Raw genomic sequence first — 23943 nt, 5'->3', positions numbered from 1 at the left:
TCCGGCGCCAGGCTGGCCGACGTAATGACACAGCCGCGGCTTGCCGTGTCCGAGGAGGAGGGCGCATGAGCGAGTTGGATATCGAGGACGTCCGCGGCGTCGTCTCTCGGGCGCTGGCGGAGGACCTGCGCTACGGGCCGGACGCGACCACGGCGGCAACGGTCCCCGAGGATGCGACAGCGCTGGCGGAGATCATGCCGCGGGTGCCGGGCACGATCGCCGGGGTGCCGGTGGTGCTGGCGGTGTTCGACGAGGTGCTCGGCGGGAGTTACGAGGTGCTCGCCGCCCGCAAGGACGGCAGCAGGCTCGTGGCCGGAGAACCGGCCTTGGTCGTGCGCGGTCCGGTGCGCGGGCTGCTGACGGCCGAGCGGACGGCCCTGAACCTGTTGTGCCACTTGTCCGGTATCGCGACCAACACCGCGGCCTGGGTGTCCGAAGTGGACGGTACGGGGTGTGCGATCCGCGACTCCCGCAAGACGCTGCCGGGGCTGCGGCTGCTGCAGAAGTACGCGGTGCGGTGCGGCGGCGGGGTCAACCACCGGATGGGTCTCGGCGACGCGGTGCTGATCAAGGACAACCACGTGGTCGCGGCGGGTTCGGTGACGGCCGCGCTGGCCGCGGCGCGGGAACACGCGGCGGAGCTGCCGTGCGAGGTCGAGGTGGACACGCTCGAGCAGTTGTCCGAAGCGCTCGCGGCCGGTGCCGACGAGGTGTTGCTGGACAACTTCACCCCGGAGGCCTGCGCCGAGGCGGTCCGCGTCCGCGACGAGGTCTCCCCGAAGACGCGACTGGAGGCGTCCGGCGGTCTGCAGCTGGCGAACGCCCGCGCGTACGCCGAGTCCGGCGTGGACTACCTCGCTGTCGGCGCGCTGACGCACTCGTCCCCGGCTCTTGACCTCGGCCTGGATTTGCATTAGCGCCCTGCCGCTAAATGATCTCGATCCAGCGCCGGATCCGGTTAGGACTTCCCCGCTGCGATATCCTGCCAGGCGTGCAACCACCGGGGGAGAAAGCACGGTGGACCTTGGCGCGCGGAACCAACTTCCTGGCCGCCCTGCTCCGGCAGGGCGCGCCGGTGCTCGCGTCCACGCCGCGGGACCTGCCTTCCGAGGTCGATGACGAAGAACCGGTCCCCGCCCTCCGGCGCATGGGCGCCATGGCCGCCAGCCAGGTCGGTGCGCCACGTGACCCGTTGATGATCCGGGCCACCCGGTACGCCGTGCTGTCGCCGATGGCCTACCGGATCTTCCTGCTCCCGGTCGTCTGGCTCTCGATGGTCATCGCGTACGGCCCGGCGCCCGTGCCCACCGTCCTGGCCTGGCTCGGGATCGTCGGCAACGTCGCGGGCGCTGTCTGGGTGTTGCGAGTTCCCGATCGCCGCGGCCGGTTGAACAAGCTCCTGCTGAAGGTCGATGTCGGGTACGCGTTGGTGGCCACGTTGCTGGTCAGCGTCACCGTGCCCGCCGAATTGTACTGGCCGGGCAGCTGGATCGCGGTCGTCTACCTCACCGGCACGGTCGCGCTGTGGACGATCAGCCGCGGCATCCTCGCCGGGCTTTTCCTTGTGCTGTCCGGTTTCGCGGCGCAATGCCTGGCGTTGTGGCTCGCGCCGCTGCCCTCGATCGGTTCCCATGAGATCGCCGGTGTGGTGCGCGGCGGCGGCCTCCTCGTGGTCGCGGTGGTCACCGGAGCCGGCTCTCTCGTGCTGCTCGGCCTGGCCACGCGCCTCGCGCTCGCGATCGGGTTGCGGCTCGGTCAGGGCGCGGAGCGGGCCCGCACGGAGCGGGCCTTGCACGACACGATTCTCCAAGCCCTGGAAGCGATCGCGCTCTCCAGCGACGCAGACGACGCCGATCCGCGCGGTGAGCTGACAAGGGTCCGGCAGGCCGCCCTCGCGCAGGCGAACGAACTGCGCCGCGTCTTGCAGGAGAACGCCGCGTCCGACGGACTCGCCGCCGAGTTGGCCACGCTCGCGACGGAGATGGCCCGCGACGGTCTGCGCGCCGAGCTGTCGATCTCCGACATCGGGGACGACAGGCTCTCCGACGCGCGACGGGTCGCTGTGCGGGACGCGGCGCGCGAAGCCCTGCGCAACACCATCAAGCACGCGGGCACGCACGAAGTCGTGGTGCGGCTGGAAGAGCTCGATGGCGGGGTCGCGGTGATCACCCGCGACCACGGCGTCGGCTACGACGAGGGCGAGCGGCCGGCCGGGTTCGGGGTCAGCGAGTCGATGAGGGCCCGGCTGGCCGAGGTCGGCGGCTGGTGCCGGATCGAATCCCAGCCGGGCCGAGGCACCCGGGTCACGATGTGGGTTCCTCGCTGACGCCGGGCAGATGCCCGTTGGCGCGCCGCACCAGGTACGCCAGCTCCGGGAGCTCCACCACTTCCCGCCCGGCCGCGCGCAGCTGCTCCGCGCCCTGGGCGTCGACGAACAGGTCGGGTTCGCGCCAGGCGAAGACGACCCGCGGTATCCCGGCGTTGAGGATGTGCTGGGTGCAGCTGAGCGGCCGGGAACTGCGGCTGCTGCACGGTTCCAGCGAGCTGTAGATCGTCGACTCGGCGAGCCTCTGGTCGTTGCCGAGCTTCGCCAGCGCGGCTTCCTCGGCGTGGTCGTGCGGATCGGTCTCGCCGGAGAAACCCGTTGCCAGCACGGTGTCGTGCGCATCGGTGATGATCGCGCCGACGCGGAACGTGGTCGACGGCGGGCACTGCTCCGCCAGTTCCGCCGCCTCCTGCAGCCGCGTGAAATCCGTCGCCGCGCGACCGGTGAGGTAGCGCAGCAGCACGACGTCCCCGAGCTGGCGGGTTTCGGCGAGCAGCATCCGCTCCTGCGGGAACCGGCCGGGCCCGACGAACCGCGGCGCCCCGGCCTCGCCCACGAAGAACGGCGCGACCACCAGTTGGAGCTCGTCCACGACCTGTTCGGTGAAGAACATCGTGTGGATCGCGCTGCCGCCCTCCACCATGAGCCGCTCGATACCGCGTTCGGAGAGATCGGCGAGGACGCGGTGCAAATCCAGCGGTTCCCCGGCGTCCACCACCGTCGCAGGCAGCTCCAGGTCGTGCGCCACGGACGACGGCGCGTACACGATCTTCTCCACGTCGCCGGTGGTGAAGAAGTTCGCCTCGGCGTCGAGCTTCCCGCTGGCGGTGATGGTGACTTTGACCGGATCCGGCCCCGAGCGACTACGCAACCGCGGGTTGTCCGCGCGGATCGTGTTCGCGCCCACCAGGATCGCGTCGACCCTGCCGCGGACCTCGTCGACCCTGGCGAAGTCCTCCGGGCTGGACAGCAGCAGCCGGTCCTCGCTCGTGTCGTCGAGGTAGCCGTCCAGGGACATGGCGGCCGAGGCCAGGACATACGGGCGCTTGCTCACACCCCAAAAGTACCGATCAGCGCGCCAGCGCGAGGGGCAGGCTGCGGCGGACCGCGCTCTGCTGCCTGCCGTACAGCGGAACCACCCGGAATCCCAGGTCACGGGCGCGCGGCGGCTTGCGGCGGACCTGGTTCCGCACGACCCGGATGGTCAGCTCCTCGCGCAACCGGCCCAGTGCGTTGCGGCGCAGCACGTACGACGTGACCGTGAACGCCGAACCACGCGCGTATGTGCCGAGCACCGCGCCCGGGCTCGTCCCGACCGGGGTGAAGCCGGCCTGCACGCTGCCGTCGGCCGCCCACGACCGCCAGCCGTTGACCACCGAGCCGGCCCGGTCCTCATGCACGCCAAGGGTTTCCCGGAGTTCCGCGGCCAGCTCCCCGGCCTCCAGCACGGTGCCGGTGTAGCCGATCTCGCTCAATGCGCCGAGCACGCCGAGCGCGGCCCGGGTGGTCGCCCGCAGCTCGCCCACCTCGCCGTTCCCGCGAGCCACGGCGGCGATCGGCGCCTCCGCGGGGCGGTAACGCACCGCCAGCAGATCGGTGCGGTCGGTGCCGTCGGAGCGGGTCAGCAGCTGTGCGGCCGTCAGTGGAATGTCGGCGTTGTCGCAGGCCTGGCGCAGGATGTCGGTGATCGCGGCGGGATCGGGCATGGATCCCGGGTCGAGCCGGATCACCGCGGACCAGCTGTCGCCGACTCCGACCACGCCGAACCTGTTGCCTGCGCGGTCGGCGTGCTGGCGCAGCCGCAGATCAGGCGCCAGGGCGAGCAATGGGTCGGGCGCGAGCCTGCGCTCGTCGTGCTGCGAGATCCGGAAGGAGAGCCAGGTCAGCGACCAGCCCGCGAGGTGCCGCCCCGCGATCCGGACCGAAGTGGCCGCGAAGAGCAGGAAAGCGCACGTCACCACCGTGAGCCGCAACGCCGGGCTGTGCCAGGCGAGCGGGATGGAGATCGCGGACACCTCCCAGGCCACGATCTGCCCACTCCGGACGGGCAGCAACACCGGAGCCAGCACGGCCGGCCACCGGCTTCCCCGCCGCGAGACCGCGGTTTCGGCTCCGGGGATCGAAGGGAGCCGTGCATCGGCTGTGGTCAAGGTTGCCGACCCTCCTTGTTTACTGGCTCAGAATAATCGTCCCCGCGCCTTTTTCTGCCGGTAAAAATAGCCACACCGGGCGGGGATGAGCGATACTGGCCAGGCATCGCGCCGGCGGTGCTTTCCCAGCAGGAGGCCAGAATGCCCGACCGGCCGCGGATCCGGGTCGGCGTGATCGAGGACCACCCGCTGTACCGCTCCGCGGTGGCCCGCGTGCTCAGCGAGGCGCTGGACATCGAATTGGGCGCGGTGGCCGATTCCGTCGGCAGTTACACGTCGTTCCGCGAACCGCCGGGCGGGGTCGTCGTACTGGACCTGAAACTGCGCGGGGTCACCGATGCCGCCGCGGTGCAGAAGGTGGTCGCGCTCGGCCAGCGGGTGCTGATCGTGTCCGCGCACGCCGGCCAGGACGAGGTGCTGCGCGCGATTTCGGCCGGGGCGCGGGGTTATCTGTCCAAGGACGCCGACGGCGCGGACATCCTGCGCGCGGTCCGGGAAATAGCCGCCGGCGGCACGTATGTCTCGCCCACACTGGCTTCGTTCCTGCTGAACGCGCAGCGCGGGGTGAAGAACGTGTTGTCCGACCGGGAACGCCAGGTGCTTTCGCTGGTCGCCGCCGGGGAGCGGGACGCCGACATCGCCGAGGCGATGTCGATCAGCGTCCGCACCGTGCGGTCCTATCTGGAGCGGATCCGGGACAAAACGGGTCGCAGGCGCCGCCCGGAACTCACCAGGCTGGCGATCGAGGAAGGCATTTCCTGAAAGCGCCTACTGCGCGGCGACGGCTTTCAGTTCCTGGAACGACTCGTGGATGACCGTCGCCAGCTCCGGTGAGCCGGTCGCGGCGAGCCAGCGTTCGAACGAAATCCGGAAGACGGCGATACCCGTCTCGGCGGCCAGGCTCGCGGCCGGTTCTGCGACGCCGCGGGCACGTAACGCCTCGCCGATCGCCGCGGACAATGCCGCGAGTTTGATCAGCTCGCGTTCCCGCAGTTCCGCGTGCCCGGAGACGATGGCGTGGCGCTGTTGCGCGGCCGCGCGGCGCTCCTGCATCAGGGTGCCGGCGGCTTCCAGCGCGAAGGCGACCGTGTCGATCGGGGTCAGCCCGGCGGGCGCGTCGGCGAGGGTTTTCACCAGCAGCGCCTGAAGTTCCGCGCCGCCTTGGGTCCCGCTGCCGAACAAGACCTCGCGCTTGTCGGTGTAGTGGCGGAAGAACGTCCGCTCCGTGAGCCCGGCCCGCTTCGCGATCTCCGCGACCGTGGTCTGGTCGAATCCACGCTCGCGATAGAGCTCCAACGCCGCCTGCTCCAACCGGCCGCGCGCGTTGGGCTCCCACCTGCTCATAACGCGGAATTCTACGTGGGGACTGCGACTGACCTGCGCAGGTTTCAGGCCGGGGCGCCCATGCGGACCGCGATCCCCTCGCCACGCAGCGTTTTACGGAACCACAACAGTGAGACGACGATGGCCGCCCCGATGACACTCCACGAGCCCGCCGTGGAAACCATCAGGAAGTTACCCACACTCGCCTTCGCCAGGATCCACAACGTGGTCACGCCGTTGGTGAGGAACACCAGCGCCCACAACAGGGACAGCCGCCGGAACACGTAGACGACCCGCGGATGTTCGGAAAACGCCGCCGGGAACGCGCAGAAGTCATCGGCGAGCTTCGCGATGAACGGGCGGCCGAACGGCAGGGAACCGACGAGGATGAACGCGATCAGGAAGTTCTGCAGGGTCGGCTGCAGGAAATAGAGAAAAATACTGCCCGTCATCAGGCCGAGCACGGTGCGTGCCACGAGCAGGCCCGTGGTGAGCAACAACACGGCCGGGACCGGCTGGCGCAGCACGGCCCGGCGGACCAGCGCGAGCAGCGACCACGAGAGCGCGGCGATCAGCCCGCCGTCGAAGCCGACCAGCGTCAGCAGCAGGTAGAACAGGCCGAGCGGCACGATTGTCGATTCGAGCAGGTGCTTGGCGCCTTGGCGCAGCAGTGACCCGAACGCGGGGAGGTGGACCGTCAGGTGCTGAGGCATCGAATTCGCTGTCTGTCGCGCGTGCCGAGGGAGGCACGGGGTCGGGCGGCGGTTGGGCCGCTCAATGTACTAGGCGACCCTGTGAGATCAGGGTCGGCTCCCGATAACACTCCGGGTAATTTCCGGATCCGGGGAAGACCTGCGCGGTGGTGTGATGTTCCCGTTAAGGGAGGTGACCAATGGCCGCGGAGTGGACAAGTCTGGCGGTGGCGGTCCCGGCCGCGGTCGTGGGGGCGGCGTTGATGGGGCTGGCTTCGGCCGCGCAGGCGAAGGCGACCAAGCAGGTGCCGCAGGGCAAGACCCTGGACCCGGGCCTGCTGGTGAAGCTCGCGCACCGGCCGCTGTGGCTGGTCGGGATCGGCGCGACGATCGCGGGCCTGCTGCTGCAGGTGCTCGCGCTCGGGTTCGGCCCGCTGATGCTGGTGCAGCCGCTACTGGTGACGGCGCTGCCCTTCGCGGGGATCTTCGCCGCGTGGCTGAGCCGTCGTCGGGCCGACAGGGTGGTCGTGCTCGGCACGCTGCTCTGTGTCGCGGGGCTGGCCGGGTTCCTCGCGCTCGCCCGCCCGACGGGCGGCTCCAGCGAACTGGTCGGCAACGTCGGGCCGCTGGCCGTGGTGCTCGGCATGGCGGCGCTGGCGGGCCTCGGCCTGTCGACGGTGTTGCGCGGCGGCGGCCGGGTGCTCGGGCTGGCGTTGGCGACCGGCGTGTTCTACGGCGTGACGGCGGCGCTGATGAAGGTGGTCGCGGGCCAGCTGCGCGAGGGCCTGCGGGTGCCGTTCACGCACTGGGCGCTGTACGTCGTGTGCGTGCTGGGCCCGGTCGGATTCCTGCTGTCGCAGAACACTTTCCAGCAGGGCCGGATGATCTCGCCGGCACTGGCGGTGATCACCACGATCGATCCGCTGATCGGGGTGGCCGTCGGGATCGGCTGGCTGGGCGAGTCGGCCTCGACCGGCACCGCCGTGCTGGCCGGGGAACTGGCCGCGGCCGCGGTGATCGTGGCCGGGATCGCCGTGCTCGCCCACCGCAGCAGCCACCTGATGGCGCCGCCTAGCCCAGCCGTCGGTTCGCCAGCGCCCCGGTCGCCGCACGTGCTTTCCGGGTGACCTCGGGGTCGACATCGACCAGCAGCAGCTCCGCGCCGGGGCCGGCGGCGGCGTGCACGTGGCCGAAGCCGTCGGCCGCCGTCGAATAGCCGATCCCGGTCGGGGCCTTGGGGTTGACCGCCACCCCGGTGGCCGCGGGGTCGGCCTGGCCGCAGCCCAGCACCCAGCAGCCGGAGTCCAGCGCGCGGGCGCGCACCAGCACCTCCCACTGCTGGCGCTTGCCCTCGCCGGAGCCCCACGACGTCGGCACGAGCACAGCCGTGGCGTCGTTGTCGCCGAGGCGGCGGAACAGTTCGGGGAAGCGGATGTCGTAGCAGGTGGCGAAACCGAGCGTGATCCCGTCGACGCTGGTGGTGACCGTATCGGTGCCCGGGGCGACGGTGTCGGACTCGCGGAAACCGAACGCGTCGTAGAGGTGGATCTTGTCGTAACCCAGATGCCTGCCGAGACCGGTGATGAGCAGCGTGTTGCGCACCCGGCCGTCGTCGGACGGGGTGAACATCCCGGCGACCACCAGCACGTCGTGCTCGGCGGCGATCGCGGCCACGGACTTCGCCCAGGGCCCGTCGAGCGGTTCGGCCAGCGGTTGGAGCGGGACCCCGAAGCGGACCATCGCCGCCTCCGGGAACACCACGACTCGCGCGCCCTCGCTCGCCGCCCGCGCGACGCCGTCGCGGATCAGGCTGAGGTTCTCCGCCGGGTCGTCACTCGACGTGAGCTGGCAGAGGCCTATCCGGAGCACTGCTACCTCCCTGGTCGTCGCTGGGTTCGCCACTCGTACCCTAGACCCATGCTGAACCGCACCGACCTGCGTGGAAAGGTCCCGTCCCCCGTCGAACTGCGCGCCACCCTGCCGCGTGCCGAGATCGATGTGGACGCGGCCCTGCATCAGGTCCGGCCGGTCGTGGAAGCGGTGCGTGACCGGGGTGTCGAGGCCGTGCTGGAGTACACGGAGAAGTTCGACAAGGTCCGCCCCGCCACCGTTCGGGTGCCGGCCGAGGCGCTGGAGCGCTCGCTCGCGGAGCTGGATCCCCAGGTGCGGGTTGCGCTGGAGGAGTCCATCGAGCGGGCCCGCAGGGTCCACGCCGAACAGCGCCGCCAGGACGTGACGACGAAGGTCACCGAGGGCGGCACGGTCACCGAGCGCTGGGTGCCGGTGGAGCGCGTCGGGCTGTACGCGCCGGGCGGTCTCGCCGTCTACCCGTCGAGTGTGGTGATGAACGTCGTGCCGGCGCAGGCCGCGGGCGTGGGCTCGCTGGTGCTGTGCACCCCGCCGCAGGCCGAGTTCGGCGGCAGCCCGCACCCGACGACGCTGGCCGCCGCCGCCCTGCTGGGCGTGAACGAGGTGTGGGCCGTGGGCGGCGCGCAGGCGGTGGCGCTGCTGGCGTACGGCGGCACGGACACCGACGGCGGTGAACTGGTGCCGGTGGACCTGGTGACCGGCCCCGGCAACATCTACCTGACGGCGGCCAAGCGGATGCTGCGCGGGCTGATCGGCATCGACTCCGAGGCCGGCCCGACGGAGATCGCGATCCTCGCCGACGACACGGCCGACGCCGGGCACGTCGCGGCAGACCTCATCAGCCAGGCCGAGCACGACACCCTCGCCGCGAGCGTCCTGGTCACCACCTCCGAGGAGCTGGCGGACAAGGTGGACGCCGAGCTGGCGACCAGGGTCGCCGCGACGAAGCACAGTGAGCGTGTCCAGCAAGCCTTGCGGGGCAAGCAGTCCGGCACCGTGCTGGTGTCCACAGTGGATGATGGCTTGCGGGTGGTCGACGCCTACGCGGCCGAGCACCTGGAGATCCAGACGGCGGACGCGCGAGGCGTCGCCGCACGGGTGCGCAACGCGGGCGCGGTGTTCGTCGGTCCGTACGCCCCGGTCTCGCTCGGTGACTACTGCGCGGGCTCCAACCACGTACTGCCCACCGGCGGGTTCGCCCGGCATTCCTCGGGGCTGTCCGTGCAGAGTTTCCTGCGCGGCATCCACGTGATCGACTACAGCGAAGCGGCGTTGCGCGAGGTGGCCGGGAAGGTCGTCGCGCTCGCCAACGCCGAAGACCTGCCCGCCCACGGCGAAGCCGTGACAGCGCGTTTCTCCCAGGAGGCCGAGTGACCGCCGAAGACGTGACCCTGGCGGAGCTGCCGCTGCGGGAGGATCTGCGTGGCCGCAGCCCGTACGGCGCGCCGCAGCTGGACGTGCCGGTCCGGCTCAATACCAACGAAAACCCGTATCCGCCGCCGCAGGCGCTGGTCGACGACGTGACCGAGGCCGTGCGCGAGGTCGCGGCGGGGCTGCACCGCTACCCGGACAGGGACGCGGTGGCGCTACGGCAGGACTTGGCGGACTACCTCTCGGTGTCCACCCGCGTGCTGCTCTCGGAGCGGAACCTGTGGGCTGCCAACGGTTCCAATGAGATCCTGCAGCAGATCCTGCAGGCGTTCGGCGGTCCGGGCCGCACCGCGCTGGGGTTCGAGCCGTCGTACTCGATGCACCCGATCATCGCGGCCGGCACGCGCACGGAATGGGCGCCCACGCCGCGCCGCGAGGACTTCTCGCTGGACACCGCTCGCGCGGCCGGGATCGTGGCCGAGCGCAAGCCGGACGTGGTCTTCGTGACCAGCCCGAACAACCCGACGGGCGGCTCGATCCCGTTGGCGGAGCTGGAAGCGGTGCTGAAGGCGGCGCCGGGCATCGTGGTGGTGGACGAGGCATACGCCGAGTTCTCCTCGCAGCCCAGCACGGTTGCGCTGCTGGACGAATATCCGGCGAAACTGATCGTGTCGCGCACGATGAGCAAGGCGTTCGCCTTCGCCGGCGGCAGGCTCGGTTACCTGGCGGCCGCTCCCGCGGTGGTCGACGCGCTGCAGCTGGTGCGCCTGCCGTACCACCTCTCGCTGCTGACTCAGGCCGCGGCGCGGGCCGCGCTCCGGCACGCGGACGAGACGCTGGCAACGGTCGCGAAGCTCGCCGCGGAGCGGGATCGGGTGGTGGAAGCCTTGCTGGGGCTGGGTTTCACCCCGGTGCCCAGTGACGCCAACTTCGTCCTCTTCGGACAGTTCGCCGATGCGAAGGCGAGTTGGCAGTCCTATGTGGACAACGGGGTACTGATCCGGGACGTCGGCATCGAGGGTCACCTGCGGGTGACCATCGGCACCCCGGAGGAGAACGACGCGTTTTTGGCCGCCAGCAAGGAGGTTCCCCGGTGAGGGAGCTTGCGACCGAACCATTCGACACCGCGACCACGGCGAATGCCGCCATGAGCGTCAGCGAGGTGCGCGCATGAGCAGGATCGGGAAGGTTGACCGCACCACCAAGGAGTCCTCGATCTCGGTCGTGCTCGACCTGGACGGCACCGGCGAGGTGGAGATCTCCACCGGCGTCCCGTTCTACGACCACATGCTCACCGCGTTCGGCGCGCACGGCTCGCTGGACCTGAAGGTCGAGGCGAGCGGCGACACGCACATCGACGCGCACCACACGGTCGAGGACACCGCGATCGTGCTCGGCCAGGCGCTGCGCCAGGCGCTGGGGGACAAGAAGGGCATCCGCCGTTTCGGCGATTCCTACATCCCGATGGACGAAACCCTTGCCCACGCGGCGATCGACGTTTCGGGCCGCCCATACTGCGTGCACCTGGGTGAGCCGCCGGAGTTCAACACCTTCACCATCGGCGGGAACTACCCGTTCGTGCTGAACCGGCACGTGTTCGACTCGCTGTCGTTCCACGCGCAGATCGCGTTGCACGTGCGGGTGCTGCACGGCCGGGATCCGCACCACATCGCCGAGGCGCAGTACAAGGCCGTGGCCCGCGCCCTGCGCGCCGCCACCGAGCCCGACCCGCGCGCGGGCGGCATTCCGTCGACGAAGGGCGTGCTTTGAGCAAGGAGATCATCGGCATTCTGCTGCTCGCGCTGGCCGGTTTCCTGGCGGGCGGCGTCTACAGCACCTGGAAGACGGCCAAGGTGCTCGCCGGAGCCCTGCTCGTGGCCGCACTGCTCGCGGTCGGTGGGGCGATCGCCTGGTTCGTCGGCTGAAGCTGGGCCCGCGCGAAAGGCTCACGTGGGCTTGCCACCAAGCTACGCGTTTTCGAGCACCTTCCCGTCGTCGAGGTGCTTGGTCAGCTTCTCGCCCTCGACGTCCACGTTCGGCAGCACCCGGTCCAGCCACTTCGGCAGCCACCACGCCTTCGAGCCGAGCAGCGACATCACGGCCGGCACGATCGTCATCCGCACCACGAAGGCGTCCACCAGCACGCCGAACGCGAGCGCGAAACCGATCGACTGGATCAGCGTGGTGTCGGCCAGGACGAATCCGGCGAACACGCTGATCATGATCAGCGCCGCGGCGACGACCACCCGCGAGCCGTGCCGGAACCCGGTGACCATCGCCTGTTGCGCCTCGGTGCCGTGCACGTGTTCCTCGCGCATCCGCGTCACCAGGAACACCTGGTAGTCCATCGCGAGCCCGAACAGCACCCCGATCAGCAGGATCGGCAACATACTCATGATCGGTGCGGTCGATTTCACGCCGAGCAGCGAATCCAGCCAGCCCCACTGGAACACCGCGACCACGGCGCCGAACGTCGCGGCCACCGAGCCGAGGAACCCGAGCGTGGCCTTCAACGGCACGATCACCGAGCGGAACACCAGCATCAGCAGCAAGAACGCCAGCCCGACGATCAGCAGCAGATACGGCAGCATCGCCTTCGCGAGCTTCTCCGACACGTCGATCTGCAACGCGGTCTGCCCCGTCACCGACAGCTTCGCGTTCTCGCTCACCGGCAGGCCGCGGATGTCGCTGACCAGTTTCTCGGTATCGGTGCTGCTCGGACCACTCTTCGGGATGACCGTGAACATCGCGGTGTCACGCTGCGCGTTGTATTGCGGCTGGGTGACAGTCGCGACGTCGCCGAGTCGGGAGATCTCGTCGGCGGCACTGGTCGTGGCGGCGGTCGTCGTGTCGGACAGGACGACGACCAGCGGGCCGTTCAGGCCGGGGCCGAACCCGGCGGTGACGAGGTCGTAAGCCTTGCGCTGGGTGGAATCCGGCGCGGCCGTGGCGTCGTTGGGCAGGCCGAGCTGCATGCCCAGCGCCGGAATGGCGATCACGACCAGACCGGCCACCGCGGCGAGCAGTACGGGCACCCGGCGCCGTGCCACGAACCGGGCCCAGCGCTCGCCGTTCGTCCGGCCGTGGGGGGATTTCGGTTTCCTGCCAAGGACTTTCCGGGCCGCGAAGCCGAGCACCGCGGGCAGCAACGTGAGCGCGATCAACACCGCCACGGCCACCGTGCCCGCCGCCGCGACGCCCATCTGGCCGAGGAACGGGATGCCGACTACGGTCAGCCCGACCAGCGCGATGATCACCGTCAGCCCGGCGAAGACCACGGCCGAACCCGCCGTGCCGACACTGCGGGCGGCCGCTTTCTCCGGTTCGTGCCCTTCACCCAGCTCATGCCGGTACCGCGAGACGATGAACAGCGCGTAGTCGATCCCGACGGCCAGCCCGAGCATCAGCGCCAGGATCGGGGTGTTCGAGTTCAGTTCGGTGAACCCGGAAACGGTCAGGATTCCGGTCATCCCGACGCCGACCCCGATCAGTGCGGTCAGCAGCGGCAGGCCCGCGGCGACCACCGAACCGAACGTCACGGTCAGCACGATCGCCGCGACGATCACGCCGAGTCCTTCCGTGGCACCGGTTTCCGGCATACCCTGCAGTGCGTCGCCACCGAATTCGACGGTCAGCCCGGCCTCGCGCGCGGCGTCCGCGGTGGCGGTCACCGCATCCCGGTCGCCCTCGGTCAGCTCGGACGCCTGCACCCCGTAGCTGACCTGGACCAGCGCGACGTTGCCGTGTGGGGAAACCATCCCGGTCTGGAAGGGGTCCGTGATGGCCTTCGCCTTCGGCGCGGTCTTCAGTTCGCCGACGAGGCGCTCGACCGCTGCCTTGTTTTCACCGGTCGTGAGCTGCTGCCCGTCAGGCGCGGCGATCGCCACCCGCGCGGTCGCGCCGCCGACGCCTGCCTGCGGGAACCGTTCCTTCAGGTGGTCGATCGCCTGCTGCGATTCGGTGCCGGGGATGGTCACCGAGTTCGACATCTGACCGGAAAGGGTCAGCGCGCCGAGCCCGAGTGCGCCCAGTACGACCGCCCACACGGCGACCACGAGCCAGCGGCGCCGGAAGGAAAAGCGCGCCAAACGGTAGAGAAGGGTGGCCACAGGGACTCCTGAGAAAGCTCGTCCGTCATACCTTCGGGTGATACCGAAGCTAGCCAATCGGCAAGGAGACTACAAGCCGATCGGCTAGTGATGTGACTAGCCGCACGGCTAGCGGTTCCTCGGTTGTCGTGATCGCCGGGCGGCACGTATCCTTCGCGTGCCCGGGAGGAGATGGCGATGACAGCCGGACCGGCCACCATGCCAGCCGGTGGCCAGGAGGACACGCGGACGCGACTGCTCGCGACCGCGTTGCGGTTGTTCGCCGAGCACGGGGTGGAGGGCACTTCGCTGCAGATGATCGCCGACGCGCTCGGGGTCACCAAAGCCGCCGTGTACTACCATTTCAAGACCAAGAACGAGATCGCCGAAGCGGTCGCGGAGCCGGGGCTCAAGCAGCTCAACGAGGTGGTCGAGGAGGCGACCCGGCAGCGCCGGCGTGGTCAGCAGATCGACCACCTGCTGGCCGGTTTCGTCGACGTCGTGGTGCGCCATCGCGCGCTCATCGCGCTGTTCAGCCGTGATCCGGGAGTGCTGCGCTCGGTCGCCGAGTCGTGGGCGGGCGACGAGAACTTCAGCAAGAGGATCCTGGAGATCCTGATCGGTCCGGCCGGCGACGTGAACCGCGCCGTCGCGGCCCACGCGGCGATCACCGGCATCGCACTGACCGGCGGCGCGCCCGAGTTCGCGGAGCTCGACGACGCGACGCTGCGCGAGCATCTTCTTGACGTGGGGCGGAAACTGCTCGGACGGCCGCGGCGGGTCAGCTCAGCGGAAGCTTGAGGAACGTCGCGGTTTCGGTGAAGCCCAGCGCCAGGTAGTAGTCACGGGCGCGACGGGTCGGCACGGTGACTTCGACGGCGCCCGCGGCGCGTGCCCTGGCCACCACGGCGTGCACGAGTGCGCGGCCGATCCCGCGGCCCCGGTGCGCCGGATCCACCATGAGCTCCTGCAGTTCGCTCACCGGGCCGTTGGCGTAGAGCACCAGAAACCTTGTGGCGAGCGCATAACCGAGCACCTGTCCGTCGTCGGCGACGAGCAGATCCGTGCTGTCGTAGGTCATCGAGGCCAGCAGCTGTTCGTAGTTGCGGTCGAAGGCCGCGCGCTGCGGGCGATAACTGGTGGCGAACCGGCAGAGCAGACCGAAGACAGCGTCGGCATCGGTCACGTCGGCCGGCCTGACACTGATCGCGCTCATGACGTGGGCTCCTGCGTACCCGTCTCGTCGGAAGTGAACCACTTTTTGTCTTTGCGGGACAGCATTTCTCCTCGTTCGTCCAGGCCTTCATTGGCTCATGGACGACCTTTTCGCGCAAGACTGTCGGTGCCTGGTGGTAAGCAGTACGTAAGCACCAACTGGGAGGAATCATGCACGACTTCGCCGCCATGGACGCCCTGCTCCGGGAACAATGGAGCGAACCGGGCGAACGCGAATGCCTGCCGTGTTACGTCGGCCGGATGCTCGCGGATTTCGGCTGTGCCAACAAGTTTCGCTGGGTCACTCGCTGGCGCGAGCACAACGCCCCGGGTGCGGTGGCGCTCGAGCAGCGATTCGTGCGTCGAGGCGCGCGGTGCGACTGCGAAGTGGCGCTGAAGATTTATCCGGACCAGATTCCGGGAGCCGATCCGCCGGTGCCGTGTGCCGGTGTTTCGCGCCGGGGCTCGACGAGGCCGTGCGGGGTCAGGCCCCGCCCTCCACCGCCGGCTTGAGCAGCCGGGCTCCGGGGCCGAAGCGGGCCATTTGATCGTCGTGGTTGTACAGGCCGCACACCCGAAGGGAGAGACAACCGCAGCCGACACAACCGGTCAGCCGATCACGCAGGCGCTGCAGCGCGTCGATGCGGGCTTCCAGCTCGTCCTGCCAGGTGCGGGACAGGCGCGCCCAGTCGGCCTTGGTCGGCGCGTGGTCGTGCGGGAGCGTGGCCAGCGCCGCGCTGACTTCCTCGAGGCTGAGGCCGACCCGTTGCGCCGCCCGGATGAAGGCGATGCGGCGTAGCACCGAGCGGGAGTAACGACGCTGGTTGCCCGAAGAGCGCTCGGAGGTGATCAGCCCACGGTCCTCGTAGAAGCGCAGCGCGGTGTGTGGCACGCCGCTGCGTTCTGCGACCTGACCGATGCTGAGGTGGTCGGCAAGCTTGGTCACACTCCCAGCCTAGCCTTGACTTCAACTTAAGTCGAGGTTGCCACGTGTGGCGCGGCTCCCTGCCGGCGCCGTCGCGTGGGTGGCTGCTGAGTGTGCGGGCGTTTTCGGTCCACAGTGGATTTTCTTGCTGAAGGAGGGATCGTTTCCACAAAGGACGCGGCGCAGTGCGCCGCTCCCCGGCCGGGTATCGAAACCCGGCCGATACACGAACGCCGGTGAGCATTCACGCGCCCGTCTTTGTCATGGCCGCGCGCGGGTTTGGGGGTCGGCACGTGCGCCGGGCGCCGGGCCGGCGCCCGGCGGTTCCGGGCTGGTGTCTGGCCGCGCGCGAGGCTTGCGCGCGCGGGGCGGGCGACGTTCGCCGTGCTGGTATGCGGGTGCGCACGCACGGCTTGCTGCACGTGCGTTCGGGCGGCGTTCGCCGTGCTGGCGGGTTCGGCACGCCCGCGGTGCGCCGCTCGTGCTCGCCGGTGCGCCGCCGTGCCATCCGGTGTCCGTCGTGCCCGGCCGGTGTCCGTCCGCGCCGCGCTCCGCTGCGTCGCCGCGTCTGCCCTACCGGGCCGCCCTACCGGGCCCGGCCACGCACAGCCGTCGGCACCGCGCCCGCACTCGGGGCGCCACCGCACCCGCGCCCGCGCCCGCAAGCGTCAGCGCCCGCGTCGGCAGCAGCCGGGCCAGGGATGCGGCCGTCACCTGGAGGTCCTCGGCCGCTGCGGCGGCCTGGTCCAGTTCCGTGTGCAAACTCGGGTACTGACCGGGTTCGCGCCCGACCAGTTCCGGCCGTTCCCGCAACCGGTCGAGGATCCGGGCCGGCGCGGAGGCGGTGCAATCCATGCCGCGCATCAGCTCGCGCAGTTCGCCAGGCTCGCCGCCTGTGCCGCGGACCGCGATGCTTGCCGCTGCGCTCGCATCGCATTCTCGCCCGTGCCGGTGCCGGTGCCGGTGCCGGTGCCCGTGCCAGTCGGTGTCCGTGTCCGTGCCAGCCGGTGTCCGCCCGCGCCGCGCTCGCTGCGCCGCCGCGTCTGCCCTACCGGGCCCGGCCATGCACAGACATCGGCACCGCACCCGCACCCGCCCTCGCGGGCGCCAGCGCACCCGCGGACGCCAGCGTCTGCGTCGGCAGCAACCGGGCCAGGGATGCGGCCGTCACCTGGAGGTCCTCGGCCGCCGCGGCGGCCTGGTCCAGTTCCGTGTGCAAACTCGGGTACTGACCGGGTTCGCGCCCGACCAGTTCCGGCCGTTCCCGCAACCGGTCGAGGATCCGGGTCAGCGCGGAGGCGGTGGAGTTCATCCCGCGCATCAGCTCGCGCAGTTCGCCGGGCGTCAGCACACCCGCGTCGAAATCGCTCAGGGCATCGGCCAGTTCGCCGGTGAGGCCGATGACTCTCCGGGTGCTGCGGCCGGTGCGTTCGGGATGGATGTCCGGACTGCTCTGCGACAGCATGGTCACTCCCTCGGGCCTGCCCCCGGGGTCCGGTCGCCGGGGTCCGCCACCGGTGCCGATGTCGTTGGAGGCCGTTGTCGGCCCAGCCTAGACTGGACCCGTGACTAGCGTCGTGATTCTGGATTACGGGTCCGGGAACCTTCGTTCCGCCGAACGCGCGGTACAGCGCGTCGGCGCCGAGGTCGAGGTCACCGCGGATCCCCATGCGGCGCTCAACGCGGACGGTCTCGTGGTGCCCGGGGTGGGCGCGTTCGCCGCCTGTATCGAGGGGCTGCTCTCCGTCGGCGGCGACCGCATGATCGGCACCCGGCTCGCGGGCGGGCGTCCGGTGCTGGGCATCTGCGTCGGCATGCAGATCCTGTTCGAGCGCGGCGTCGAGCACGGGGTGGAGTCGAAGGGCACCGGCGAGTGGCCGGGCACCGTCGACCGCCTGCACGCGGACGTGGTGCCGCACATGGGCTGGAACACGGTCCGTGCTCCCGAGAATTCCGAGTTGTTCGCGGGCCTCGACGCCGACGCCCGCTTCTACTTCGTGCACTCGTACGCCGCGCGCACGTGGGAGCTGGAGTCCGGGCTGCCCGGCCGGGAGCCGAAGGTCACCTGGGCGCACCACGGCGAGGACTTCGTCGCGGCCGCCGAGAACGGGCCGTTGTGGGCCACCCAGTTCCACCCCGAGAAGTCCGGGGACGCGGGCGCTCACCTGCTGGAGAACTGGCTGCGCACCCTCTGAACCCCCTCACCTATAGTCACCACGTGACTTTCACGCTCCTTCCCGCTGTTGACGTGGCCGACGGCCAGGCGGTCCGCCTGGTGCAGGGCGAGGCCGGCACCGAGACCTCCTACGGCGAACCGCTCGACGCCGCGCTGGCCTGGCAGCGGGACGGCGCGGAGTGGATCCACCTGGTCGACCTCGACGCGGCCTTCGGCAAGGGTTCCAACCGCGAGCTGCTGGCCCGCGTGGTCGGTGAGCTGGATGTGCAGGTGGAGCTGTCCGGTGGGATCCGCGACGACGCCTCGCTGGAGGCGGCGCTGGGCACCGGCGCCCGCCGGGTGAACCTCGGCACGGCCGCGCTCGAAGATCCGGAGTGGACCGCGAAAGCCGTCGCCACGTATGGCGATCGGGTCGCGATCGGGCTGGACGTGCGGATCACCGAGGCCGGCCACCGGCTCGCCGCGCGCGGCTGGACGCAGGACGGCGGCGACCTGTGGGAGGTGCTGGAGCGGCTGGACCGGGACGGCGCCGCCCGCTACGTGGTCACCGACGTGAGCAAGGATGGCACGCTCAAGGGCCCGAACCTGGACCTGCTCCGCGAGGTCGCCGCGCGCACCGACGCCCCGGTGATCGCCTCCGGTGGCGTGTCCAGCCTCGAAGACCTGCGCGCGTTGGCCGCGCTGGCGAGCGACGGTGTGGAGGGTTCGATCGTGGGCAAGGCGCTCTACGCCGGTGCCTTCACCCTCCCCGAAGCTCTCGCCGCCGTCCGCTGACGCGCGCCGTCAGGCGTCGAGGGCGATCGCGAGCCCGACTGTCCGGTCCTTCGGGCCGCGCAGCCGGCTGAAGAACATGGTCACCCGGCCGACGATGCCGTACTTCCGTTCGATCAACCGGCGGGCGCGTTCGGTGCCGGCCTCGTCCATCAGCCTTGCCTGGCCCGGCACGACAGCCCCGTGCGTCTTCGTGCCGCGGAAGTCGCAGGCCTGCACCTGGACCTTCCCGTCCCGGCGGATGCGCTTGACCTTGCCGGACTTGCGCTCCGTCCACACCACCAGCTCACCGCCGTCCACGGCGAGCCACAAGGGCGTGGACACCGGGGTGCCGTCCTTGCGGTAGGTGGTCAGCAGTACGTACTTCTCGGCGCCCAGTCGTTCCACCTCAGCAGTCATACCGCCCAAACTAGCCGCAATTCACGGTGTGCGGCGGTGCAGCGTGGCCGCCCCGAGCACCAGCGCGAGCAACGCGCAGCATGCGACGATCACCAGATCCCTGATCAGCGTGCCATCCACAGTGGACGTTCCGGTGACTCGGCTCAGTGCCTCCACCGCGTAGGAAAGCGGCATCACGTTCGACAGCCAGTGCAGGACCCAGCCCATCGAATCCCTGGCCGCGAACAGGCCGCACAACAGGATCTGCGGCAGTACGAACACCGGCATGAACTGGACCGCCTGGAACTCCGTGCGGGCGAACGCGCTCACGAAAAGCCCGAGCGCCATGCCCAGCAACGCGTCCAGCACCGCGATCAGCAACAGCAGCCACAGCGAACCCTGGATGTCCAGATCCAGCCAGGCCAACGAGATCCCGGCCGCGAGCGCCACCTGCACCACCGCCAGCAGTCCGAATGCCAGCGCGTACCCGAACAGCAGATCCAGTTTGCCTGCCGGCATCGTCATCAGCCGTTCGAGCGTGGTCGTCGTCCGTTCCCGCAGCGTGGTGATCGAGGTGATCAGGAACATGATCAGGAACGGGAAAACCCCGAGCAGCGCGGGCGCGGTGCGGTTGAACATCAGCGGCGAATTCAGCACGTACCGCAGCAGCACCATCAGCAGTGACGGCACCACGATGAGCATCACGACGGTGCGCGGATCGTGCCGGAGCTGGGTGAGGATGCGCCGCGCGGTGGCGAGCGTGAGTGCCGGGTTCATGAGCGCGCCGCCTCCTGATCGCGGATCAGCCGCAGGAAAGCCTGTTCCAGATCGGCCGCGCCGGTGCGTTCGCGCAACTCGGCGGGGGACTCCTCGGCCAGCAGGCTGCCGTCCCGCATGAGCAGCAGCCGGTCGCAGCGCGCGGCTTCTTCCATCACATGGCTGGAAACGAGCAACGTCGTCCCGCGGGCGGCGAGCTTCCGGAACAGTTCCCACAGCGTGTCGCGCAGTACCGGATCGAGGCCGACGGTCGGCTCGTCGAGCACGAGCAGTTCCGGCGTGCCGAGCAGCGCGACTGCCAGATTCGCGCGGTTGTGCTGGCCGCCGGAGAGATTGCCGACCAGGCTGTGCGCCTCACCGGTCAGCCCGACCTCCGCGATCACTCTGTCCACATCGGACTCCGGCGCGCGCAGCACTGCCGCGAAGTAGCGCAGCGCCTCGGCGACCGTCAGATCGGCGTAGATCGCCGGATTCTGTGTGGCGTAACCGATCTTGTGCCGCAACGGCTTGCTGCCCGAGGGCAGGCCGAGCACGGTCACCGTGCCGCCGGCGACGATCTGCACGCCCACGATCGAGCGCATCAGCGTCGTCTTCCCGCAGCCGCTCGGACCGAGCAGCCCGGTGATCCCGCCGCGCGGCACCTCGCACGTCACCCCGCGCACGACCTCGCGGCCACCGCGGATGACGCGCAGACCGTCGACGCTGACGGCTGAATTAATCATGTGTTTAATTTTGCGCACGCACCGCGGCCCCGGTCAAGAGGCGGAAGGTTCAGACTTCGCCGAACCGCGCGAGCGAGAGTGCCGCCGCGACAGCCAGCACGAAGCCGGACACGGCGATGAGCCCGAAGCCCGGCCGGGTGGTGTCGCCCAACGCGAGGATGCCGATCAGGGAAGGCAGCAAAGTCTCGCCCACCACCATCAGCGCGGTCGCGGTGGTGACGCTCCCGCGTTGCAGGGAGGAGGCGAACAACAGCATCGCCAGCGCGCCCGCGCCCGCCACGGTGTACGCGGCGGGATCGGTCAGTACCGCGGTCAGGCTGCTCGTCGACACCACCCGGCCGGCGAGCGCGACCATGCCGAAACAGAGCCCGGCGACCAGCCCCAGCGCGGGGCTGCGGAACCTTTCGGGCGTCTTCCCGGCGGCCAGGCCCAGCAGGCCGAGCACGACCGTGGCCACCGCGAGTCCGATGTGGAATGTCAGCCCGACCGGAGTCGACCCTTCGCTCTCCGCGGAAATTCCCAGCAAGGCCAGCCCGACACAGACGACCACCACGGACGTCCACTCACGACGGCCGAGCCGGGCGCCGATGGCGATGGCGGCGACCGCCGTGACCGCGAGGCTCGCGGCCAGCGCCGCCTGCACCACGAACAACGGCAGCGCGCGCAGCGCGATCAGCTGTGCGACGAAACCGAGCGTGTCCATGCCCAGCCCGAGCACGTACCGCCATTGCTTGAGTACACGGAAGAGCAGCCGGGGATCGACGGCGTTCTCGCTGCTTTCCACGGAACGCGCCGCGACCGACTGGAACACCGACGCGACCCCATAAGCCACCGCCGCGATCAGCGCGCACAACAAACCCCACCACACGTGACGACCCTATGTCAGGGGGTGAGATAGGACTGGATGACAGGCGCGACCAGCGCCACGAGTTCCTCGTCGTCGGCGTCGGCCAGTGCCGGCACCCGCACCACATAACGCAGCATGACCAGCCCGATGAGCTGGGAGGCCACGGCGGCGGCGCGCAACGGCGGCACGCCGCGTGCCTCGGCGACCCTGCTGAGCACGACGCGGGTGAGGAACTGGCGCATCATCGTGGCCGCCTGCTCGTTCCCGGACACCGAGCGGACGATCGCCAGGAACGGTTCACGGGAGCGTGGCTCCGCCCACAGCCCGAGGAACATCCGCACGATCCGCTCGCCGGTCCGCTCGGGCGGGCCGGACAGCAGTCGCGGCAGCTCGTCGAGCGGGTTCACCGGCAGGTTCATCGCCGCCACGAACAGCTGCTGTTTGGTGCCGAAGAAATGGTGCAGCAGCGCGGCGTTGACCCGCGCCTCGGCGGCGATACCGCGAATCGTCGCGCCGTCGTAGCCCTGCTCGGCGAACAGTTTCCGTGCCGCGGCGACGATCTCCTCCCGGGTCTCGCTGGGCCCCGGCCGCCGCCCCGCTCTTGCCATGCCGCGATCCTAAGCGCGCCAGGCCGGACAGTACGCTGGGAGCATGTCCGTTGCGGTGAGAGTGATCCCCTGTCTGGACGTCGACGCCGGGCGGGTGGTGAAGGGCGTGAACTTCGCCGACCTGCGTGACGCCGGTGACCCGGTGGAGCTCGCGCGCGCGTACGACGCCGAAGGCGCCGACGAGCTGACCTTCCTGGACGTCACCGCTTCTTCGGGCAACCGCGAGACCACGTTCGACGTCGTCCGCCGCACGGCCGAGCAGGTGTTCATCCCGCTGACGGTCGGTGGTGGAGTCCGGAGTTGCGACGACGTGAACCGCCTCCTGCGTGCGGGTGCGGACAAGGTGAGCATCAACACCGCCGGCATCGCCCGGCCGGAGCTGTTGCGTGAGGCGTCGCAGCGGTTCGGCGCCCAGTGCATCGTGTTGTCGGTGGACGCGCGCCGGGTGCCAGAGGGCGGCGAGCCCACCGCGTCGGGCTTCGAGGTGACGACGCACGGTGGCCGCAAGGGCACCGGGATCGACGCCGTGGAGTGGGCGGCGCGGGGCGAGGAGCTGGGCGTCGGCGAGATCCTGCTGAACTCGATGGACGCCGACGGCACCAAGAACGGGTTCGATCTGGAGCTGATCGAGCTGACCCGCAAGGTCGTGCGGGTGCCGGTGATCGCCAGCGGCGGCGCGGGCGCGGTGGAGCACTTCCTGCCCGCCGTGCGGGCCGGCGCGGACGCGGTGCTGGCGGCCAGCGTGTTCCACTTCGGACAGTTGAAGATCGGTCAGGTGAAGGACGCGCTGCGCGCCGGGGGAGTCGAGATCCGGTGAAGCTTTCGTCCTGGCGGGTCGCGGTCGAGGTGAAGGTGGCCATCGCGCTGCTGCTCGGGCTGGGGCTGGCCTACCTGCTGGTGGGGATCATCATCGTGACCACGTCCGAGGCCTCGGGCCGCACGCTGATCATGCCGGTCGCGAGCGTGCTGCTCGGCGGTCTGGTGGCCGGCGGGCTGGCGCTGCGGATGCCTTCTTCGCGGTTCTTCGGGTTCGGGGTGGCCGCGCTGCTGGGGCTGCTGCACGCGTTCCTGTTGCTCGGCGGTTCGGTGCTGTGGCTCAAACTCTTCTCGGCGGTGCTTGCCGTCGGTTACATCTACACGTGGGTGCTGTTGAACTCCGGCCCGGTGCGCCGGTATCTGCTGGGAGACGCCGCATGAGCCTGGACGGGGAGCTGTCCGCGCGGCTCAAGCGCAACGACGCCGGGCTGGTGTGCGCGGTGGTGGTGGAACACACGACCGGAGACGTGCTGATGGTCGCGTGGATGAACGACGAGGCGCTCGCGCAAACCCTGACTACCCGGCGAGGGACGTACTTTTCCCGTAGCCGCAACGAATTGTGGGTGAAGGGCGAGACGTCGGGGCACGTGCAGCACGTCCGCGAGGTCCGGGTGGACTGCGATGGGGACACGTTGCTGGTGCGCGTCGACCAGACCGGACCGGCGTGTCACACCGGGACGCACAGCTGCTTCGACTCCGACGAGCGGCTGCTACTGGCCGACGAGGGCTGATTTTCCTGCGGTGCAAGGGAATCCTTCGCACCCGTCGGTCACGCCGCGAGGGCACCCAATCGATCTTCCGGGTGAATTTCACATCTCGTTGTCTGATTCGTTGCCAACCGCCCCGATATTCGGGAATGTGTTCGGCAACAGTAGCCGACTTTCGAAAG

Annotated in this window: 30 protein-coding genes; 15 read left to right on the top strand and 15 right to left on the bottom strand. The window is 70.0% G+C overall.

What is annotated here, in order from left to right; translation table 11 throughout:
- Window positions 1–65: 65 nt before the first annotated feature.
- Together nadC and VHD82_RS05770 are read left to right on the top strand one after the other, a co-directional pair.
- Window positions 66–917: a carboxylating nicotinate-nucleotide diphosphorylase gene (gene nadC / locus VHD82_RS05775; protein ID WP_325697750.1), complete on the top strand. Its 852-nt coding sequence runs from the start codon at window positions 66–68 to the stop codon at window positions 915–917.
- Between the two features lie 74 nt (window positions 918–991).
- The gene (locus VHD82_RS05770; RefSeq protein WP_325697749.1) at window positions 992–2326 is read left to right on the top strand and encodes a sensor histidine kinase; all 1335 of its coding nucleotides are present in this window, start codon (window positions 992–994) and stop codon (window positions 2324–2326) included.
- Here the strand turns inward: VHD82_RS05770 and VHD82_RS05765 are convergent.
- Window positions 2304–3380 (bottom strand): dihydrofolate reductase family protein, encoded by a 1077-nt coding sequence (locus VHD82_RS05765; RefSeq protein ID WP_325697747.1) that lies wholly within the window; start codon window positions 3378–3380, stop codon window positions 2304–2306. The two genes, VHD82_RS05770 and VHD82_RS05765, sit on opposite strands and share 23 nt — an antisense overlap.
- Before the next feature lie 16 nt (window positions 3381–3396).
- Entirely contained in the window at window positions 3397–4476 is a 1080-nt protein-coding gene (locus VHD82_RS05760) for a type VII secretion protein EccE (RefSeq protein WP_325697746.1), read from the bottom strand.
- Window positions 4477–4617: 141 nt separating this feature from the next.
- On the opposite strand from VHD82_RS05760, the gene VHD82_RS05755 reads away from it, so the two are divergent.
- Entirely contained in the window at window positions 4618–5238 is a 621-nt protein-coding gene (locus VHD82_RS05755; protein WP_325697744.1) for a response regulator transcription factor, read from the top strand.
- Between the two features lie 6 nt (window positions 5239–5244).
- Here the strand turns inward: VHD82_RS05755 and VHD82_RS05750 are convergent, their stop codons facing one another.
- A complete protein-coding gene (locus VHD82_RS05750) occupies window positions 5245–5820 on the bottom strand; it encodes a TetR family transcriptional regulator (RefSeq protein ID WP_325697742.1) in 576 nt (191 codons plus the stop codon).
- A 44-nt stretch (window positions 5821–5864) separates the two neighbouring features.
- Window positions 5865–6512, bottom strand: coding sequence for a VC0807 family protein (locus tag VHD82_RS05745; RefSeq protein ID WP_325697740.1), 648 nt, complete (start codon window positions 6510–6512; stop codon window positions 5865–5867).
- 179 nt (window positions 6513–6691) lie between these two features.
- Here VHD82_RS05745 and VHD82_RS05740 point away from each other — a divergent pair, with 179 nt between their 5' ends.
- Entirely contained in the window at window positions 6692–7618 is a 927-nt protein-coding gene (locus tag VHD82_RS05740; protein ID WP_325697738.1) for a DMT family transporter, read from the top strand.
- On the opposite strand, the gene VHD82_RS05735 is transcribed toward VHD82_RS05740, so the two are convergent.
- A complete protein-coding gene (locus VHD82_RS05735) occupies window positions 7563–8360 on the bottom strand; it encodes a carbon-nitrogen hydrolase family protein (RefSeq protein WP_325697736.1) in 798 nt (265 codons plus the stop codon). The genes VHD82_RS05740 and VHD82_RS05735 overlap by 56 nt on opposite strands.
- A gap of 48 nt (window positions 8361–8408) precedes the next feature.
- On the opposite strand from VHD82_RS05735, the gene hisD reads away from it, so the two are divergent.
- From hisD to VHD82_RS05715, 4 genes are all read left to right on the top strand, one after another.
- The gene (hisD, locus tag VHD82_RS05730) at window positions 8409–9734 is read left to right on the top strand and encodes a histidinol dehydrogenase (RefSeq protein ID WP_325697734.1); all 1326 of its coding nucleotides are present in this window, start codon (window positions 8409–8411) and stop codon (window positions 9732–9734) included.
- Window positions 9731–10828, top strand: a complete 1098-nt coding sequence (locus tag VHD82_RS05725; protein ID WP_325697732.1) for a histidinol-phosphate transaminase — start codon at window positions 9731–9733, stop codon at window positions 10826–10828. The genes hisD and VHD82_RS05725 overlap by 4 nt, the downstream gene beginning before the upstream one ends.
- A 73-nt stretch (window positions 10829–10901) precedes the next feature.
- A complete protein-coding gene (gene hisB, locus VHD82_RS05720; RefSeq protein ID WP_325697730.1) occupies window positions 10902–11501 on the top strand; it encodes an imidazoleglycerol-phosphate dehydratase HisB in 600 nt (199 codons plus the stop codon).
- Window positions 11498–11656: a hypothetical protein gene (locus VHD82_RS05715; protein ID WP_325697728.1), complete on the top strand. Its 159-nt coding sequence runs from the start codon at window positions 11498–11500 to the stop codon at window positions 11654–11656. The genes hisB and VHD82_RS05715 overlap by 4 nt, the downstream gene beginning before the upstream one ends.
- 42 nt (window positions 11657–11698) lie before the next feature.
- Here the strand turns inward: VHD82_RS05715 and VHD82_RS05710 are convergent, their stop codons facing one another.
- Entirely contained in the window at window positions 11699–13840 is a 2142-nt protein-coding gene (locus VHD82_RS05710; RefSeq protein ID WP_325697726.1) for an MMPL family transporter, read from the bottom strand.
- A 177-nt stretch (window positions 13841–14017) separates the two neighbouring features.
- On the opposite strand from VHD82_RS05710, the gene VHD82_RS05705 reads away from it, so the two are divergent.
- Complete coding sequence (locus tag VHD82_RS05705; RefSeq protein ID WP_325697724.1) at window positions 14018–14620, top strand: TetR/AcrR family transcriptional regulator; 603 nt, start codon at window positions 14018–14020, stop codon at window positions 14618–14620.
- On the opposite strand, the gene VHD82_RS05700 is transcribed toward VHD82_RS05705, so the two are convergent.
- Entirely contained in the window at window positions 14601–15035 is a 435-nt protein-coding gene (locus VHD82_RS05700; protein WP_325697722.1) for a GNAT family N-acetyltransferase, read from the bottom strand. The two genes, VHD82_RS05705 and VHD82_RS05700, sit on opposite strands and share 20 nt — an antisense overlap.
- Window positions 15036–15205: 170 nt before the next feature.
- Between VHD82_RS05700 and VHD82_RS05695 the strand changes: the two genes are divergently transcribed.
- Window positions 15206–15547 (top strand): DUF2695 domain-containing protein, encoded by a 342-nt coding sequence (locus tag VHD82_RS05695; protein ID WP_325697720.1) that lies wholly within the window; start codon window positions 15206–15208, stop codon window positions 15545–15547.
- Here the strand turns inward: VHD82_RS05695 and soxR are convergent.
- The 3 genes from soxR to VHD82_RS05680 form a co-directional block, all read right to left on the bottom strand.
- The gene (soxR, locus tag VHD82_RS05690) at window positions 15519–15980 is read right to left on the bottom strand and encodes a redox-sensitive transcriptional activator SoxR (protein ID WP_325697718.1); all 462 of its coding nucleotides are present in this window, start codon (window positions 15978–15980) and stop codon (window positions 15519–15521) included. The two genes, VHD82_RS05695 and soxR, sit on opposite strands and share 29 nt — an antisense overlap.
- Before the next feature lie 552 nt (window positions 15981–16532).
- Window positions 16533–16814, bottom strand: coding sequence for a hypothetical protein (locus tag VHD82_RS05685; RefSeq protein ID WP_325697716.1), 282 nt, complete (start codon window positions 16812–16814; stop codon window positions 16533–16535).
- Window positions 16815–17007: 193 nt separating this feature from the next.
- The gene (locus VHD82_RS05680) at window positions 17008–17424 is read right to left on the bottom strand and encodes a hypothetical protein (protein ID WP_325697714.1); all 417 of its coding nucleotides are present in this window, start codon (window positions 17422–17424) and stop codon (window positions 17008–17010) included.
- Between the two features lie 100 nt (window positions 17425–17524).
- Here VHD82_RS05680 and hisH point away from each other — a divergent pair, with 100 nt between their 5' ends.
- A complete protein-coding gene (hisH, locus tag VHD82_RS05675) occupies window positions 17525–18154 on the top strand; it encodes an imidazole glycerol phosphate synthase subunit HisH (protein WP_325697712.1) in 630 nt (209 codons plus the stop codon).
- A gap of 23 nt (window positions 18155–18177) precedes the next feature.
- Entirely contained in the window at window positions 18178–18909 is a 732-nt protein-coding gene (gene priA / locus VHD82_RS05670; protein WP_325697710.1) for a bifunctional 1-(5-phosphoribosyl)-5-((5-phosphoribosylamino)methylideneamino)imidazole-4-carboxamide isomerase/phosphoribosylanthranilate isomerase PriA, read from the top strand.
- 9 nt (window positions 18910–18918) lie between these two features.
- On the opposite strand, the gene VHD82_RS05665 is transcribed toward priA, so the two are convergent.
- The 5 genes from VHD82_RS05665 to VHD82_RS05645 are packed head-to-tail and all read right to left on the bottom strand — an operon-like array spanning window position 18919 to window position 22238.
- Window positions 18919–19305: a PPOX class F420-dependent oxidoreductase gene (locus VHD82_RS05665; RefSeq protein WP_325697708.1), complete on the bottom strand. Its 387-nt coding sequence runs from the start codon at window positions 19303–19305 to the stop codon at window positions 18919–18921.
- Window positions 19306–19326: 21 nt separating this feature from the next.
- Entirely contained in the window at window positions 19327–20061 is a 735-nt protein-coding gene (locus VHD82_RS05660; protein ID WP_325697706.1) for an ABC transporter permease, read from the bottom strand.
- A complete protein-coding gene (locus tag VHD82_RS05655; RefSeq protein WP_325697704.1) occupies window positions 20058–20783 on the bottom strand; it encodes an ABC transporter ATP-binding protein in 726 nt (241 codons plus the stop codon). The genes VHD82_RS05660 and VHD82_RS05655 overlap by 4 nt, the downstream gene beginning before the upstream one ends.
- A 49-nt stretch (window positions 20784–20832) precedes the next feature.
- A complete protein-coding gene (locus VHD82_RS05650) occupies window positions 20833–21651 on the bottom strand; it encodes a hypothetical protein (RefSeq protein ID WP_325697702.1) in 819 nt (272 codons plus the stop codon).
- Between the two features lie 14 nt (window positions 21652–21665).
- Complete coding sequence (locus VHD82_RS05645; protein ID WP_325697701.1) at window positions 21666–22238, bottom strand: TetR family transcriptional regulator; 573 nt, start codon at window positions 22236–22238, stop codon at window positions 21666–21668.
- Between the two features lie 43 nt (window positions 22239–22281).
- Here VHD82_RS05645 and hisF point away from each other — a divergent pair, with 43 nt between their 5' ends.
- The 3 genes from hisF to hisI are packed head-to-tail and all read left to right on the top strand — an operon-like array spanning window position 22282 to window position 23785.
- Window positions 22282–23055, top strand: coding sequence for an imidazole glycerol phosphate synthase subunit HisF (gene hisF / locus VHD82_RS05640; protein ID WP_325697699.1), 774 nt, complete (start codon window positions 22282–22284; stop codon window positions 23053–23055).
- Window positions 23052–23435 (top strand): hypothetical protein, encoded by a 384-nt coding sequence (locus VHD82_RS05635; RefSeq protein WP_325697697.1) that lies wholly within the window; start codon window positions 23052–23054, stop codon window positions 23433–23435. The genes hisF and VHD82_RS05635 overlap by 4 nt, the downstream gene beginning before the upstream one ends.
- On the top strand, window positions 23432–23785 hold the full coding sequence (hisI, locus tag VHD82_RS05630; RefSeq protein ID WP_325697695.1) for a phosphoribosyl-AMP cyclohydrolase: 354 nt from the start codon (window positions 23432–23434) through the stop codon (window positions 23783–23785). The genes VHD82_RS05635 and hisI overlap by 4 nt, the downstream gene beginning before the upstream one ends.
- The last annotated feature ends 158 nt before the right edge of the window (window positions 23786–23943 follow it).

This window comes from Amycolatopsis sp., assembly GCF_035546795.1.
Classification (GTDB): domain Bacteria; phylum Actinomycetota; class Actinomycetes; order Mycobacteriales; family Pseudonocardiaceae; genus Amycolatopsis_E.
The sequence above is the reverse complement of the archived record's forward strand: the minus strand, read 5'-3'. Positions and strand labels throughout refer to the sequence as shown.

Bases quoted from the DNA above. Each gene is read 5' to 3' on its own strand.
- nadC (WP_325697750.1), top strand. From the start codon at position 66: ATGAGCGAGTTGGATATCGAGGACGTCCGCGGCGTCGTCTCTCGGGCG.
- VHD82_RS05755 (WP_325697744.1), top strand. From the start codon at position 4,618: ATGCCCGACCGGCCGCGGATCCGGGTCGGCGTGATCGAGGACCACCCG.
- VHD82_RS05750 (WP_325697742.1), bottom strand. From the start codon at position 5,820: ATGAGCAGGTGGGAGCCCAACGCGCGCGGCCGGTTGGAGCAGGCGGCG.
- VHD82_RS05745 (WP_325697740.1), bottom strand. From the start codon at position 6,512: ATGCCTCAGCACCTGACGGTCCACCTCCCCGCGTTCGGGTCACTGCTG.
- VHD82_RS05740 (WP_325697738.1), top strand. From the start codon at position 6,692: ATGGCCGCGGAGTGGACAAGTCTGGCGGTGGCGGTCCCGGCCGCGGTC.
- hisD (WP_325697734.1), top strand. From the start codon at position 8,409: ATGCTGAACCGCACCGACCTGCGTGGAAAGGTCCCGTCCCCCGTCGAA.
- hisB (WP_325697730.1), top strand. From the start codon at position 10,902: ATGAGCAGGATCGGGAAGGTTGACCGCACCACCAAGGAGTCCTCGATC.
- VHD82_RS05705 (WP_325697724.1), top strand. From the start codon at position 14,018: ATGACAGCCGGACCGGCCACCATGCCAGCCGGTGGCCAGGAGGACACG.
- VHD82_RS05700 (WP_325697722.1), bottom strand. From the start codon at position 15,035: ATGAGCGCGATCAGTGTCAGGCCGGCCGACGTGACCGATGCCGACGCT.
- VHD82_RS05695 (WP_325697720.1), top strand. From the start codon at position 15,206: ATGCACGACTTCGCCGCCATGGACGCCCTGCTCCGGGAACAATGGAGC.
- VHD82_RS05685 (WP_325697716.1), bottom strand. From the start codon at position 16,814: ATGGATTGCACCGCCTCCGCGCCGGCCCGGATCCTCGACCGGTTGCGG.
- VHD82_RS05680 (WP_325697714.1), bottom strand. From the start codon at position 17,424: ATGCTGTCGCAGAGCAGTCCGGACATCCATCCCGAACGCACCGGCCGC.
- VHD82_RS05665 (WP_325697708.1), bottom strand. From the start codon at position 19,305: ATGACTGCTGAGGTGGAACGACTGGGCGCCGAGAAGTACGTACTGCTG.
- VHD82_RS05660 (WP_325697706.1), bottom strand. From the start codon at position 20,061: ATGAACCCGGCACTCACGCTCGCCACCGCGCGGCGCATCCTCACCCAG.
- VHD82_RS05655 (WP_325697704.1), bottom strand. From the start codon at position 20,783: ATGATTAATTCAGCCGTCAGCGTCGACGGTCTGCGCGTCATCCGCGGT.
- VHD82_RS05645 (WP_325697701.1), bottom strand. From the start codon at position 22,238: ATGGCAAGAGCGGGGCGGCGGCCGGGGCCCAGCGAGACCCGGGAGGAG.
- hisF (WP_325697699.1), top strand. From the start codon at position 22,282: ATGTCCGTTGCGGTGAGAGTGATCCCCTGTCTGGACGTCGACGCCGGG.
- hisI (WP_325697695.1), top strand. From the start codon at position 23,432: ATGAGCCTGGACGGGGAGCTGTCCGCGCGGCTCAAGCGCAACGACGCC.